Source organism: Roseibium sediminis (assembly GCF_008711325.1).
GTDB classification, from domain to species: Bacteria; Pseudomonadota; Alphaproteobacteria; order Rhizobiales; family Stappiaceae; genus Roseibium; species Roseibium sediminis.
In genome coordinates this window covers 1-12,988 of the sequence record NZ_VXDB01000023.1, presented here as the reverse complement: position 1 = coordinate 12,988, position 12,988 = coordinate 1, and the positions used below count along the sequence as shown (strand labels likewise).

General features: G+C 55.1%; 15 protein-coding genes. 3 read left to right on the top strand and 12 right to left on the bottom strand.

The genetic code is table 11. The features are described from left to right. Positions 1-59: 59 nt before the first annotated feature. Positions 60-1,397: a hypothetical protein gene (locus tag F0155_RS18855; protein ID WP_150526112.1), complete on the bottom strand. Its 1,338-nt coding sequence runs from the start codon at positions 1,395-1,397 to the stop codon at positions 60-62. Positions 1,398-1,758: 361 nt separating this feature from the next. On the opposite strand from F0155_RS18855, the gene F0155_RS18850 reads away from it, so the two are divergent. After that, on the top strand, positions 1,759-2,643 hold the full coding sequence (locus tag F0155_RS18850; protein WP_150526111.1) for an SMP-30/gluconolactonase/LRE family protein: 885 nt from the start codon (positions 1,759-1,761) through the stop codon (positions 2,641-2,643). Positions 2,644-2,657: 14 nt separating this feature from the next. Here the strand turns inward: F0155_RS18850 and F0155_RS18845 are convergent, their stop codons facing one another. The 11 genes from F0155_RS18845 to F0155_RS18795 form a co-directional block, all read right to left on the bottom strand. Continuing rightward, the gene (locus F0155_RS18845; RefSeq protein WP_150526110.1) at positions 2,658-3,182 is read right to left on the bottom strand and encodes a hypothetical protein; all 525 of its coding nucleotides are present in this window, start codon (positions 3,180-3,182) and stop codon (positions 2,658-2,660) included. Between the two features lie 149 nt (positions 3,183-3,331). Continuing rightward, positions 3,332-4,120 carry an oxygen-dependent tRNA uridine(34) hydroxylase TrhO gene (gene trhO / locus F0155_RS18840; RefSeq protein ID WP_150526109.1) on the bottom strand — a complete coding sequence of 263 codons (789 nt, stop codon included), beginning with the start codon at positions 4,118-4,120 and terminating at the stop codon, positions 3,332-3,334. A 196-nt stretch (positions 4,121-4,316) separates the two neighbouring features. Further along, entirely contained in the window at positions 4,317-4,649 is a 333-nt protein-coding gene (locus tag F0155_RS18835; protein WP_150526108.1) for a RebB family R body protein, read from the bottom strand. Between the two features lie 192 nt (positions 4,650-4,841). After that, positions 4,842-5,174: a RebB family R body protein gene (locus F0155_RS18830; RefSeq protein ID WP_150526107.1), complete on the bottom strand. Its 333-nt coding sequence runs from the start codon at positions 5,172-5,174 to the stop codon at positions 4,842-4,844. 137 nt (positions 5,175-5,311) lie between these two features. Beyond that, on the bottom strand, positions 5,312-6,028 hold the full coding sequence (locus tag F0155_RS18825; protein ID WP_150526106.1) for a hypothetical protein: 717 nt from the start codon (positions 6,026-6,028) through the stop codon (positions 5,312-5,314). Further along, a complete protein-coding gene (locus F0155_RS18820) occupies positions 5,964-6,560 on the bottom strand; it encodes a hypothetical protein (RefSeq protein ID WP_150526105.1) in 597 nt (198 codons plus the stop codon). Before F0155_RS18820 ends, F0155_RS18825 begins: the two co-directional genes overlap by 65 nt. Before the next feature lie 79 nt (positions 6,561-6,639). Continuing rightward, positions 6,640-6,834, bottom strand: a complete 195-nt coding sequence (locus tag F0155_RS18815; protein ID WP_150526104.1) for a hypothetical protein — start codon at positions 6,832-6,834, stop codon at positions 6,640-6,642. A gap of 24 nt (positions 6,835-6,858) precedes the next feature. After that, the gene (locus F0155_RS18810; RefSeq protein WP_150526103.1) at positions 6,859-7,416 is read right to left on the bottom strand and encodes a hypothetical protein; all 558 of its coding nucleotides are present in this window, start codon (positions 7,414-7,416) and stop codon (positions 6,859-6,861) included. A 63-nt stretch (positions 7,417-7,479) separates the two neighbouring features. Further along, positions 7,480-7,710, bottom strand: coding sequence for a RebB family R body protein (locus F0155_RS18805; protein ID WP_150526102.1), 231 nt, complete (start codon positions 7,708-7,710; stop codon positions 7,480-7,482). An 84-nt stretch (positions 7,711-7,794) separates the two neighbouring features. Continuing rightward, on the bottom strand, positions 7,795-8,403 hold the full coding sequence (locus F0155_RS18800; RefSeq protein WP_208999366.1) for an RNA polymerase sigma factor: 609 nt from the start codon (positions 8,401-8,403) through the stop codon (positions 7,795-7,797). A gap of 374 nt (positions 8,404-8,777) precedes the next feature. Beyond that, entirely contained in the window at positions 8,778-9,332 is a 555-nt protein-coding gene (locus F0155_RS18795; protein ID WP_150526101.1) for a thioredoxin family protein, read from the bottom strand. Between the two features lie 726 nt (positions 9,333-10,058). On the opposite strand from F0155_RS18795, the gene F0155_RS18790 reads away from it, so the two are divergent. Then, positions 10,059-11,831, top strand: coding sequence for an ethylbenzene dehydrogenase-related protein (locus tag F0155_RS18790; RefSeq protein WP_150526100.1), 1,773 nt, complete (start codon positions 10,059-10,061; stop codon positions 11,829-11,831). Positions 11,832-11,863: 32 nt separating this feature from the next. Beyond that, positions 11,864-12,880 carry a 2Fe-2S iron-sulfur cluster-binding protein gene (locus tag F0155_RS18785; RefSeq protein WP_150526099.1) on the top strand — a complete coding sequence of 339 codons (1,017 nt, stop codon included), beginning with the start codon at positions 11,864-11,866 and terminating at the stop codon, positions 12,878-12,880. The last annotated feature ends 108 nt before the right edge of the window (positions 12,881-12,988 follow it).

Here is a 12,988-nt window from a genome sequence, read left to right as displayed (position 1 = left end):
GAAGAAAGGCGGCCTCCCCTTTCGAAGTGACCGCCTTCAGTTTTCGCTGCTATCTGGGTTCACGCGTAGAGGTAGTTCCTCGCAGCTTCGTCCAGATACAGTTTGTTGTTGTTATTCGTGTTGGTCACCATTTTGTTGCCGATTTTCTTGGCTTCTGCCACGCTGGTGCCCGGATCCAGTTGAACGACGAACGATCCGAGGCTGTGCCCGGTGTGCGACCCGTTGTTGTTGTTGGAAATCATGCTGATACGGAAGAAACCGTTGCCCAGATCTTCAGCCTTGGTCTTCGTTTTGTCCAGCGTGTGAGTGAAGCCGAGATTGATTGTCCAATCCTTGGTCAGGGGCTGCTTGATATCACCAAATGGCAGCGGTGAATGCAGCAGGTGATTGATGGACTTCTCACGCTCCGCTTTGGACATCTTGCCAAAATCCGTGCCTGTCAGACGGATCAGCGCCTGCTGCGTCTGCGGCGTCAGGTTTGTCCAATCATTCAGGTTGGTCAGCTTGTTGGCAATTTTCGCCTCCAAAGCCTCACCAGTCAGATTCCGGTTGGCGGCCTTCACCTGGGCGACAGCTTGTTCAATGACCGGTTGGAGCCCTGTGATCGGCGAACGGCCCGTGATCTGCTTGTTACCGGTAATGTAGTAACCACCATACTGCTGCTGGGTTGGTGCCATGGCCGCCGGGAACATATGGCGGACGTGTGAATAGAATTCATGCCCCCCACCTATGGCACCACCATGCTGATGAGCTCCGTGATTGTGATTGTGACCGCCCTGCGCATGCGGTGCAGCCTGGGCGTGATGACCGGGCCGCGTGTTGTGGGCCGCGTGGCCATGAGCGGCATGTCTATTGGCACCATCCGCCGGTCGGGCGGCGGCATGCTGATGCGCGGCATGATTGTGACCAGTCATTGCAGGGGCAAAGCCATTTTGCGCAACAGGCATGCGCATCGGCATCACCGGAACGCCAAATCCATTTCCGGCCGGTACAGCGATCTTTCCGTTCACACCTGGCCCGCCATTGAAGCCCGCCCCTGCATTAAAGATTGGGCGTTGGACCGGCTGGCCCATTGGCATGTTGGCATACGAGGCAAAGGCCGGACGCAACATGTTGCCGCCGCCGTTGGTCATGACCGGTACAAATTGGCCCCCCATGTTTCCACCACCGGTGATCTGTGTCAGAAAATTGGAAATCTGACGCAGTCCCTGAGAGAGACCTTGCAGGTTGTACATGGATCCCATGCCGCCGCGAGCGCTCATATAGCCACCGTTGATCAGGCCCTCAAGCAGACCGGCAACCTGCGAGAGTGCCTGAGCAAGCTGACTTGTTGCCCCTTGCTGCGCGTGAGCCGGTTGCGCCCCGGAAAAGCCGCCACCAAATACTGTGCGCGGCATGTTTTGGGCCGCATTTCTGGGCGCACCATTGGCATTCAACACATTCTTGAACGCTCCGCCTTGCAGATGCCCCGCGTTCGGGCGGGCTACCGGCGCTTTATTCGCATGAACCGGACAAGTCATAACTACCCCCAAATTTGCTCATTTCGTAAACTTTGACTTCAAAAAAGAATATCATCTAAGGTCCACTTCAAATATCGCATCCAACTACCGACATAATTACGTAGTACTAACCAATACAGTTTGGGAATGTTCTTACAGTCGCTTCGGCTGTATCAGACTGCTCCTAAAGGTTGTCGACGGTCCGAAAGCCAGGCGTTATAGTCCCTGCCACAATTTTGATTTCAAAGGATCTTAAAGGGTGTCCACCTCTGTTTCGCGCCTCATCGACACGACATACCAACTCGCAGAATGTCCCACTTGGGACGAGCGCACCGGACGTCTCTTCTGGACCGACATTCAGGGACGGGCCATCCACGCCCTGGAGTGGGCCACGCGAGAAATCCACACCTGGACATTCGAAAATGAAGTGGGGTCCTTTGGCCTGACAGATGACGACCGGCTTGTCGTCGCGGTTTGGAACAAGATCGTCCTGTTTGATCCGCAAACCGGCACACAAGAATTACTGGCCATGGTTGAAACGGATCTGCCGCAAACTCGCCTCAACGACGGCAAGATCGGCCCCGATGGGGCCTATTGGGTCGGCACAATGGATACCAGCTCCCCGCGCGAGCCTGTCGCGAGCCTTTACCGCGTGGACGGCAAAGGTGATGTTGAGGAAATACGTGACGGATTGCAGGTTTCCAACGGTTTGGCCTGGTCGCCCGATGGAACCACGATGTACCACGCAGATTCCAGCCCCGGCTGGATCGAGGCATACGTATTTGATCCGCAAACCGGCGGTATTGGAACAAAAATGCTGTTTGCCCAGCAAACCAATGAAAGCGGAAGGCCGGATGGCGCGACGATAGATGTTGACGGAAATTACTGGAGCGCAGGTGTTTCAGCCGGAATTCTGAACTGCTTTGCTCCCGACGGAAGTCTGAATGCAAGCATTGAGATGCCAGTCCCCAAGCCGACAATGCCCTGTTTCTGCGGACCGGACCTTGACCAGTTGGTTGTAACGAGCCTCAAACCGCCGACAGATCCGCTGGATCAGGAAGCCGACCTGCAATCTGGCGGTCTTTTCCTCGTTGAAGGCCACGGAACAAGGGGACTTCCGACATATCGTTTCAGGACTGACTGACGGCACTTCACTGACTACCGGCAACGGGCTGAAACAGAGCGCCAAACCGCTTGCGCGTCGCGCACCTTCACCCGTTCCGTGACCAATGAATAGACCGCAGGTTCGGTGACATAGTGCCGGGAGGCTCGGCGCAGAAGAACCTTTTCCTTCACAGAGCGGTAAACTGCAGGATACCTGATCGCCACTCTTCCGGCGGGGCGGACGAGAACGTTTTCCGTTACATTTTGAAAGATCGCGGGATGCTGGACCCGGCAGAGAATCTTGCGTCCCTTACGGACACGGTATTCCCATCCAGTGCTTGCCGCGCGCACCAGCACCCTCCTCTGCCTTGTCTGATAGACCGGAGCAGTCTGCCGATAGCTCACCCGTTCCGGCCGCACAAGGACCCGCCGATTTTGATAGCCGTAGGCCGCAGGCGTTTCCACCAAACGCCTCTTTTCAGGCTTCACCAGAACCCGGCGCTGCACAGTTTGATATGCGGCGGGCACAACGACTTGTTCGTAACAGGACAGGGTTCTGCCACCAGCCTCAACAGGCATTGCAACTCCGTAGCCGATTACGAACGCCAAACAGAGTATTAATTTCTCTAAACGCATGACTTCCCCCACCCAACGACACGAAATTCGTTGGGCAGAGTAAGAAAAGTTAACGAAAAGTTAAAGCGATTTACGCACAGCGGCAACCAAGACTACTTCTGATCGTAATCTGTGTCCTGATTGATGATACCCTTTGCCTCTTCCGGTATCCACTCGCCCCAGCGCGGCTGAAGTTTGTGATCGACGCTAATGCGGTCGTCGAAAACGAAGCACTCGCCCTTCCACAGGCTCTCGTCTTCCGGAACTTTTTCCAGATAGTTCAAAATCCCGCCTTCCAGATGATAAACGTCGTCATAACCGTTCTTGAGCATCCAGGCCGTCGCCTTCTCGCAACGAATGCCGCCGGTACAGAACATGGCGACCTTCGGCTTTTTCTTTAGAAGATTGTCATGCTGGTGGACCCATTCGGGAAAATCACGGAATGCATCCGTCTCCGGATTGATGGCATTCTCGAACGTTCCAAAGGCAAATTCATAGTCATTACGGGTATCAATGACCACGACTTCCGGGTCGGAAATCAGCTCGTTCCAGTCCTCGGGCTGCACATAGGTGCCGACCACTTCGTTCGGGTCGATGTTATCGATCGCAAGACGCACAATTTCCTGTTTCAAACGCACGCGGATCTTTTTGTAGACGTGGCGATGGGTCCAGGCTTCCTTGTGAACCAGATCGCTCAGCCGCTCATCGCTGCGAATCCGTGCCAACACAGCACGCACCCCATCTTCCGGCCCGCAAATCGTTCCATTGATCCCTTCGCGCGCCAACAACATGCAGCCACGCACATTCTGCTCCTGACAGAAAGCCTTCAGCGGGTCCCGCATGGCCTCGTAGTCGTCGAGCGTGGCAAATTTGTAGAAGGCAGTAATTAGATAATCGGACATGTCTGCGTATCGTGGTTCTGGTCTTGTTGTCAGGTTCGCCCTCTATATAGCCAACTCACCACATTTGAGAAGTCCGCACTTTCCCCCCCAAGGCCGCAGGGAAATAAAAATCGGCCACCTCTCCCCAAATGAAAACACCTTGCCCCGAACCAGCGAAGCAAGGTGTCTGCATTCCGACGGAACGTTGGGGTACGCGTCAGCGTCCGCCAGAGTTGAACGCGTTCAGGACGGTCAAAAGGCCGGTCAGGTTGTCGGCCACCCCCGTCTGTCCAACCTTTTCGGTCGCACCTGCACCAGCCATCGTGTCCATGCTGTAAATCTGCATGACGCCCTGGTTTGCGGCCGCCTGGCTAAGCGTATTCTGCTGCTGCTGTGCTGCGACGGCATTTTCAAAAAGAATGCCGTTGGAATGAGCCATGGACTGGTACAGCGTGCTGATGGCCATGGCCGGAGACTCGGCAACCACCTTGACGTTCGACTGGGTCACGGCATCGGTGATCATCGGGCTGACAGTTGACGGATCGGGCATATTCCATTCTCCTCAAATCTGAACCGGCAGCCTTGCCGGCCTCTCACATTCCCAAAGACGCAGCTGACCGAACTTCGTGATCTCGAAATCAGAATTTTCTTTTCACGCCCGACCGCTCAGACCTTCAAAGAAAACGCCCTGCTCCGGATGAAGGAGCAAGGCGCAAGAGATCATCACGATCTGTTATGCGGATCAGCGACCGCCGGAATTGAAGGCGCTCAGCACCGTCAAAAGCCCCGACAGGTTGTCGGCAACACCAGTCTGGCCGACCTTCTCCGTTGCTCCCGCGCCGGCCATCGTGTCCATGCTGTAGATCTGCATGACACCCTGGTTTGCAGCAGCCTGTGCAAGTGTGTTTTGCTGTTGCTGGGCCGCAACCGCATTTTCAAACAGCACACTGGTTGAATGTGCCATCGACTGGTACAGCGTGCTGATGGCGATGGCGGGCGCTTCACCCACGACCTTCACGTTGGACTGGGTGACGGCATCGGTGATCATCGGGTTGACCGTTACGGGATCAGGCATCTTCCACTCTCCTTGAAGCTTCGCCGACTGTGCTATCGGCCTTGCAATCCAATGGACGTCCCTCAGGTTTGTTTGTGACGATAAATATCTAATTTATCTGGATATTTCGAAACGAAACCATACGGCGAACCAATGGTCTATTTGCGTTGCTGCATTGCCTTTTCGGCCTGCGCCCGCAGCTGCGAGAGCTGGTTCTCAACCTCCCGGGACACCATCGACTGAACATTGCCCATGAGAAGATTGAGCTGATAGGCAACCTTCGGGTCGGCAAGGCCACCGGCGAGCCCCATTGGCAGGCCTGTCGCCGGCTGCCCCACCGGTTTTAGGGACTGCACGCTCGCCCCCGACTTCAAAAGATCGGCCAGCGCGTCTTTGTCCTGAAGGGTCTCTTTCAGCATGTCGGTGTGCTTGATCAGGTTGGCCGAAAGGGCTTCTGCCTTGTCGATCGTCTCCTGAAGAACGTTTTCGACCACCTTCATGCCCTGGGCCAGAGCCTGATCCCCTTCGTCCCGCTTTTTCAGGATCTCACCCGCAATTTGAAGAACAGCCGGCAGAGCTTGATATGAGGTTTTCAGGGACTGCTGGAGAGTTGCCGTCTTCTGGCTGCTGTCCAGAAGGTCCTGCAAAGTCACCGGGGTTGCAGACGCAGTACCAGTGGCCGGTTTTGTTCCAGCGTCGGCCGCAGCACCAGAGGTCACGCCGGCATCGCCCCCCGAAACCGGTTCTCCGGTGCCGGAAGAAGCGGGATCGGCGGCGGCGGCAGACGCGCTGTCGGCTACAGGGTTTCCGTCAGCCTCGGTCGGCTGGACGTTTTTTTGCCCGTCGGGGTCCGGACTTTGGGGCGTTTGCGGCATTTCCAATCTCCTCTTCAACCTCAATCTCGCTGAAATCCGTCTCCGTTATTTCAGGCAGAGGACTTGCGGTGTGGACGTCCATGACACGGAAAGACAGATGCTCCCGCCTCTCAGACGGATAAAGCGTTTCATTCCAGTCCCTTGCCGGAACACTACGGCGGCTGCAGCCCCGGTGGTGTCGGGCGGCCATGTTTTCAGGTCCCTGATTGAGCGAAAGCCCGCCACCCTGCACAGTTTGAACCTGTGCAGAGGCCGATTGCCCGAGCGGGACCGCAAGAAAAAGGCCAGAAAACCCGCAGGATGAATCTGAGACAGCAACTGCATCATCGCCTGTCTTGCGATCCTGCAAGACGAGTTCGAGCAATCCGCGCGCGGAGACGAGCGAACTCAAATGGCGACAATCCTCTGCTCCGCTCTCATCTCCTCCCTCAACGGCAAGGCGCACCATGGCTTCCCGTTCAAGGCGTCCAAGGGTGATCTGCCGGATATAGGCATCCAGCTCCCGGCAAATAGCTTCCAATTGCCGCGCCATGACGGACCTCCATGCTGATGTCGTGTGTGTGGATGCAACGCGGGGTGTCGAACGTGTCGCGACCGTTTCCCGTCAGCTTCTATTTCGCTGGCTTGGGCGAAGACCCGATGACCCTGTTGCGTTCATCAGACAGCCGCTGTTTGTCATGCTCATCAAGATCGGCAAGAGCGTCCGCAAGGGATCGCCGCTCATCTTGCGTCAACGGCTTCTCGCGCCTGTCCTTGTCGACCGCATCGGCCGTCGGTGGCGGCCGATCTTTCCTGTTCCCTGTCATCCCCACCTCCCTGCAAGGCCTTGCTCAACCGGATTTCAGATCGGAGAACACGGTTTTCGACGATGTCCCCGCTGTTTCGCTGACGGTCCCGTAGACCTTGACAGCGTGATCGACGATGCCCTGGATCTGGGTCAGAAACGGGATCTGCTTGGCTTCCTCGACGGGCCCTTCGGCAGCCTTCTTGATGGCGACGGCCTGTGCGGCAAGCGCTATCTGCATGACAGCGTTCATGTAGTTCTGCGCATCCTGCACGGCCAGTCCGGTCACCTGCCCGACCATCATTTCCGGCGGCGTGGTCGCGAGCTCCAAGTCATAGGAAGATGTTTCGGTATTGGCCAGTTGCACCGACTGAACGATCTTCGGATTGAGCGCGGTTGTCACCGGGGCCTGTTTGGGCGGCCTTGGAACATTTCCAGACGGATTTCCGGTTTCAGGCTCCTCTCCAGGATGCGGCTCTGATTGAGGCTTGAGCCGACCGGAGGCATCCCTCGACAGCTTTGGTTCTCCCTTGCCATTCTCCTGCGCGGAAGACCCGTCTGAAGCAGAAGTATCTGCGGTTTTCTTGCGTTTGAACAAAGCCATTTCGAACCTCTCAAACCGGGATGGCCTTTCGGCTCAGTTGCGAGCCTGCCGTTCCCCGAACACTTACTTTGTTTCGCCGATATCCATGATGAGCTGGCAGGCCTTGGAAACGACAGCGGTGGTGATCTGGTTCATCGCCTGCTGACTGTGCACCGCATTCTGGATGGACAGCCCGGACGCGTGACTTGCCACCTGATACAGGCTCGCAATCGCCTGCGCGGGAGCTTCAGCCACCACCTTTACATTGGTCTGGGTCACAGCATCTGTGATTTGAGCATTCACTGAATCAGCCATCTTGCTTTTCCGTCAGTTCGAGTTTGGCAGCTCCGGCACAGCAAGGATCTGCTTTACCGGCAAGAGGTCAAAAAGAGGGACGCCTCAGACACCGATCCGTGAACCGGACGCGGTCTGATATCCCGATGGGCCGCTCGCGGTTTCAAGCGCGGCCCGAAGATATTCCCTGAGATGCTGCACCCGCTTTCGGGCGAGTGGCTCCGATATGCAAAGGCGCTCGGCAATGTCGCGGTAGGAACAATCCTCGCAAAACCGCATCTGAAAAATGACCTGGACTTCCTCTGGCATTGCGCCAACCGCCTGCAAGAGACGATGCAGCAGGTCCCGGTATCCCAGCGAGTTTTCCTGGTCCGGCTGGGGGTCTCCAAGAGATGAAGAATGATCCTGATAGATATCGGCCTGAAAGTCGCGAACCTGGCGTTCCGAGTTCAGCTTCCGCAGCCGACTGATATATTCGTTTTTCATTGCAAAGAGCAGGAACGCCCTTGGCTCGCGGATATCCGTGTCATTGCGCTCCACGTGGCTCACCGCCTTGATGAGCGTCGCGGACAACAGATCTTCCGCATCCTCGCGGTTGCCCTTGGTCAGGCGCAAGGCCCGGCGTCTCAAAACAGTCGCATCATCAATCCAGCTCATCCATAACCCGGCTGATGGAATTGAAACGCTTTCACCGGTCTCGTTCTGTCCTGACACTGCCAGCCTCCCAAGTCGCCTTGTCCGCACCTACCTGTCAGCCATGAGGACGCTCAAAATGATACATTGTGAAAATTTTCCCTTTTTAATTGTAGAGCTCTATTCAAAGGCGGTTGCAAGGCTCCTCACCAAAGGAGAACAAATCTATAATCCATTGATATAATTTGGATTTTCAACAAAACCCAATCGAGACACGCGAAACAAAAAGAAAACAAAGCAAGAACAACTATAGCGTGCGCCTGAGCACTTTGAAACCCTGCATGTAAGGAAGGGTGCAAGAATGAGCTGCTCGGCGCGCAAGGCTGCGCAGCGACGATCCCATGTCATCGTGAATGGCCGGGTGCGACCGGACGCAGACTGGATTTATCGGACGCTCAGGCGTCTCGCCACTTGATGGAACACCCCATCGAAGGGATCTGATCCTGCGGGCCCCTTCCGGTTTCGACAACCATTTTCATGGCCTCGAAGAGATCACGGCGCACATCGGGGGCGGCTGTTTCCTTGCGGGATGCATCAAGACGTCCGCGATACTGCAGTTCCTGATTTCGGTTAAACCCGAAAAAGTCGGGAGTGCAGACCGCATCATAGGCCCGGGCCACGGACTGATCCCGGTCGTAAAGATAAGGAAAGGGAAAGCCTTCCCGCTCGGCAAGATCAATCATCTTCTCGAAACTGTCCTGCGGATAGGCTTCGGCATCATTTGAGCTGATGGCTACAACCCCGACCCCAAGCGCCTGCAATTCCCATGCGTCCCGGAGTATGCGTTCACGAACAGCCACCACATAGGGACAATGGTTGCAGATGAACATCACCAGCGTGCCGTTAGGGCCCGCAATGTCGGCAAGGGCATAGGTTTGCCCATCTGTTGCCGGCAGAGAAAAGTCGACAGCCTTCCAGCCAAAATCACATACTGGTGGCACCGAAGCCATTGCATTCTCCCCCGTCACATCCAACCCGCATTCCACGAAGGAGAAAGCCCCTTCACCCACACCATACTGAAAAATGACGACACATCTACCCACAGAGCATCAGGCGCATATCGAACACCATACATTCGACAGCAAGTTACACGCCACCAAGATACACACAATCAAGACAAGAAAATTTCACAGACAAAAACAGAAAAATACACACCCATTGAAGAGAAGGGCTTTGACCAGATAAGTCTAGAAACATTTTGAGGGGAAAAAGGAAAAATATCTATCCGGACTTCCAGCCCAAACGGTAATATTCCGTAATATATAAATTTAATGAAGAAATTCACGCAAATAATTATCTCCCTGCTTTCAGCATCCGATATTTCCGATCCAGAAGCATTGATGCAGGATCAACTTTCAAGATGACCACATCAGGAATACACCTCAATTCAGATCCACCACCAAGGCAACCACACAAAGAACAACGCAACAGCAAATCGAAACAATACAATACATACCTTCGGATTAACAATATGATGAATATAAAAACAAAACTCAAATAAGTATAGATTCGAACTATGTAAAATAAAAAAAACTACGCTTCATTTATGGAGACCACTTCACTTTTTATTAAAAATAGGTTTTTCTACCAAGGTGATTTTACACTAGGTGATTTACGCTTCGCACCAACGGAACGGAAATCTACCTGTTTAAAGGCAACTCGGGGGAGAGACGATTTTGACCGACCACACCTCAGATCACGACCTGAAGTTGACGGAAGCGCCTGAAACGGCCAAATCCGACAACAAACAGGCCCAAAAGGAAAGGTCCCGTGCAACAGGCAAGTCCAGCACGGTTAGAAGCGATCCGGGTACAATTATTCTTCACTGGACCCTCACAATCGCGGTTTTTGCGAGCTTGCTTACGGGTCTGCGACTGTCCGCAGACGCGGAAGGCGCGTGGTTTAGTAAACTGTTTGAACCAATTCTGCCCCAGGGTGAAATCTGGACGTGGCACTTTCTTTCAGCCCTTTTCGTGCTTGGCCTCATCTTTGCCTATACGGCCTACATGTCCCTCGCCCGGTTGATGAAACGCATTTCCATGCAGCGGGCCAACGTTCTTACGCAGCCAGTCGACAGAAAACTGAAGATTTCCGCACTGAACGTGATCTCTTACTGGCTCCTGTTCGCGTCTGTCATCGCCCTGACAGTAACAGGCGTATTGCTTTATCTCGGCGAGGGTGGCCTGTGGGTCGATGTTCATTACATCACCGCTCTGGTCGTTCTGGGCTATACGGTCGTCCATATCGTGCTGCACTACATGTATGGCGGCCTGCAGGAGTGGCTACGTCTTTTCCGTCCTCACCCCCTGCGTCAGGTGCCGGGAATGGCCAGCTATCCTCTGATGAAGTCCCAGGCACTTGGGGCGATCATCATGGCTGGCGTATATTCGCTCGATCTGGGAACCCGTGATCAGGTCTTCATCGCATCATCCAACACCATGCCGACACTCGATGGTGATCTATCGGATGAAACCTGGAGCCAGGCCCGAGTAACAACCGTGACGACCAACCAGGGCTCAAATCTGGGCGGCAGCGGCGAGTCGAATGTTGAAATTCGCGCCGTTCAGGTTGGCGACAAGATCGCCTTTGCTTTCCGCTGGGAAGACAAGACCCGTTCCTTGAAGCGGCACCCGGTACAAAAGACCGAAGACGGCTGGAAAATGCTGAACAACCGCGGCGATCTTTCCGACGAAACGGAGTTTTATGAAGACAAGTTCTCGGTTGCCTTCGGCAAGTCCGATGCCTATGGCGGCGGCGGCTCCACCCATATGGGCCCGAAGCCCCTGAGCGACAAACCAGGAACCTTCCATGAGCGTGGCCTTCACTACACAACGGACGGCAGCCTGATGGATGTCTGGCAGTGGAAAGCATCGCGCGGCGGCATGCTGGGCCGGGTGGACGACATGTGGTTCGGCACTCCGATTGAGCCGAAGGAAGCCCATATTGCCGGCAAGGCGCGCTACAGCGCCGGATATGATGCCGACAAGGGCAAGTCCTTCTATGTCTATAACTACGTGAAGCAACCCGACAGCAACTACAAGGGCCCGGTTGGCGTCAAGCGCCTGCCAAAGGATTACGCCGCGATGAACGCAAAGATGGGCAACATCAACCTGTCTGTTGAAGTTTCAGACGATGAAGGGTCTCAGTGGTGGATGTTCGACGAAGAATCGGTTCCTTATTCTGAGGAGCTTGATGCACAGATCCCCGTTGGCACCGTCATTCCTGGCGTGCTGATCACCGGAACCTATGAAGGCAGCCGAGCTGACCTTCTGGGTGGCGCGAAATGGGCGGACGGCCACTGGACACTGGAGGTAATCCGCGACATGGATACCGGGAACGAACAGGATCTCGCGATGGAAGACGGGTTGTTCATGTATGTGTCGGTGTTTGATCACAACCAGACCCGGCATACCCGCCACTCACGACCAATCCGGCTCGTGCTGAACTAACTCTATCGCCCACGACTTGCAGGAATTCGCATATGTCTAGCAGCAAATGCACCCTTACGATCAACGGAGAGGAAATTCGGGCAAACGTGGGCGATACGCTCGTTGAAGCAGCATTGGGAGGACGAATAATCCTCCCACATGACTGCTGCTCGGGCCAATGCGAAACGTGCCGTGTTCGTGTCGTCAGCGGCAAGATTGACGACTTCGACACGCGCGAGAAAGATACAGTTCTCGGCTGCCTCGCCACATTGGAAGGTGACGCCGAGATTACCTTTGATCCTGTCCCGCTGGTGACTACTGTCAAGGGCAAGGTCGAGACCATCCGCGAGATCATTCCGGATTATCTGGAAGTTCGGGTCCGGATGGAGCGGAGGATGACATGGCTGGCAGGTCAGTATGTCAAGGCATCCTTTGCCGGTTTCCCCTCCCGCGACTACAGCCCAACCACACCTTTGGCTCTGGATGCCGAAGAAGACGTGCTGGTTTTCCATATCAAGGTTTACCCCAACAGCATCGTGTCCTCGAAAATCGGGACGCGGATCAAGGCCGGACATGAGGTCAAGGTCAAGGGTCCATACGGAAACGGTTTCCTCAGAAACCAGCCGGAACCCCTGCTCCTGACGTCTACCGGAACCGGATTTGCCCCCATCTGGGCGATTGCTGTGGCGGCACATCTTGGCCAGCCCAAGCGGCCGATGAAGTTGATCGTTGGTGCAAGATCCACCGATGGGCTCTACATGAAAGAAGCTATTCGCTGGCTGCAAAACCGGGGCGTCGAAGTCCTCGTGACGGCGAGTGACGGCGACGGGTCCAGAGTTCTGACCAATCGCCCCTATGAACTGATGTCTGACCTGACCGAAGACCACGTCGTCTATTCGGCTGGAGCGCCGTCTCACGTCGAGGCCACGCGGGAAGTGGCCCGGCGAGCCAATTCGACCTTCTATGCCGATCCATTTGTCGTGGCTGAGGAAGAAAAGGGCCTGTCGGCTCTGGCAAGCTCGGTCTTCAGGAAGCTTGTTTCGCCGTTCTCTTCAAAGACAAACGACTAACTTTCGGCGCAGCCCTCTTCTCGACCGCCTCTTAATCACACACCGGCATTGCAAGCTGGACACCCGCAAAAACCCAATGATTTTGGCTTGGCCTTTTAGGAGCAGCCG

Coding starts and splice junctions, on each gene's coding strand:
- F0155_RS18855 (WP_150526112.1), bottom strand. CDS start 1,397: ATGCCGCGCACAGTATTTGGTGGCGGCTTTTCCGGGGCGCAACCGGCT.
- F0155_RS18845 (WP_150526110.1), bottom strand. CDS start 3,182: ATGCCTGTTGAGGCTGGTGGCAGAACCCTGTCCTGTTACGAACAAGTC.
- trhO (WP_150526109.1), bottom strand. CDS start 4,120: ATGTCCGATTATCTAATTACTGCCTTCTACAAATTTGCCACGCTCGAC.
- F0155_RS18835 (WP_150526108.1), bottom strand. CDS start 4,649: ATGCCCGATCCGTCAACTGTCAGCCCGATGATCACCGATGCCGTGACC.
- F0155_RS18830 (WP_150526107.1), bottom strand. CDS start 5,174: ATGCCTGATCCCGTAACGGTCAACCCGATGATCACCGATGCCGTCACC.
- F0155_RS18825 (WP_150526106.1), bottom strand. CDS start 6,028: ATGCCGCAAACGCCCCAAAGTCCGGACCCCGACGGGCAAAAAAACGTC.
- F0155_RS18820 (WP_150526105.1), bottom strand. CDS start 6,560: ATGGCGCGGCAATTGGAAGCTATTTGCCGGGAGCTGGATGCCTATATC.
- F0155_RS18815 (WP_150526104.1), bottom strand. CDS start 6,834: ATGACAGGGAACAGGAAAGATCGGCCGCCACCGACGGCCGATGCGGTC.
- F0155_RS18810 (WP_150526103.1), bottom strand. CDS start 7,416: ATGGCTTTGTTCAAACGCAAGAAAACCGCAGATACTTCTGCTTCAGAC.
- F0155_RS18805 (WP_150526102.1), bottom strand. CDS start 7,710: ATGGCTGATTCAGTGAATGCTCAAATCACAGATGCTGTGACCCAGACC.
- F0155_RS18795 (WP_150526101.1), bottom strand. CDS start 9,332: ATGGCTTCGGTGCCACCAGTATGTGATTTTGGCTGGAAGGCTGTCGAC.
- F0155_RS18785 (WP_150526099.1), top strand. CDS start 11,864: ATGTCTAGCAGCAAATGCACCCTTACGATCAACGGAGAGGAAATTCGG.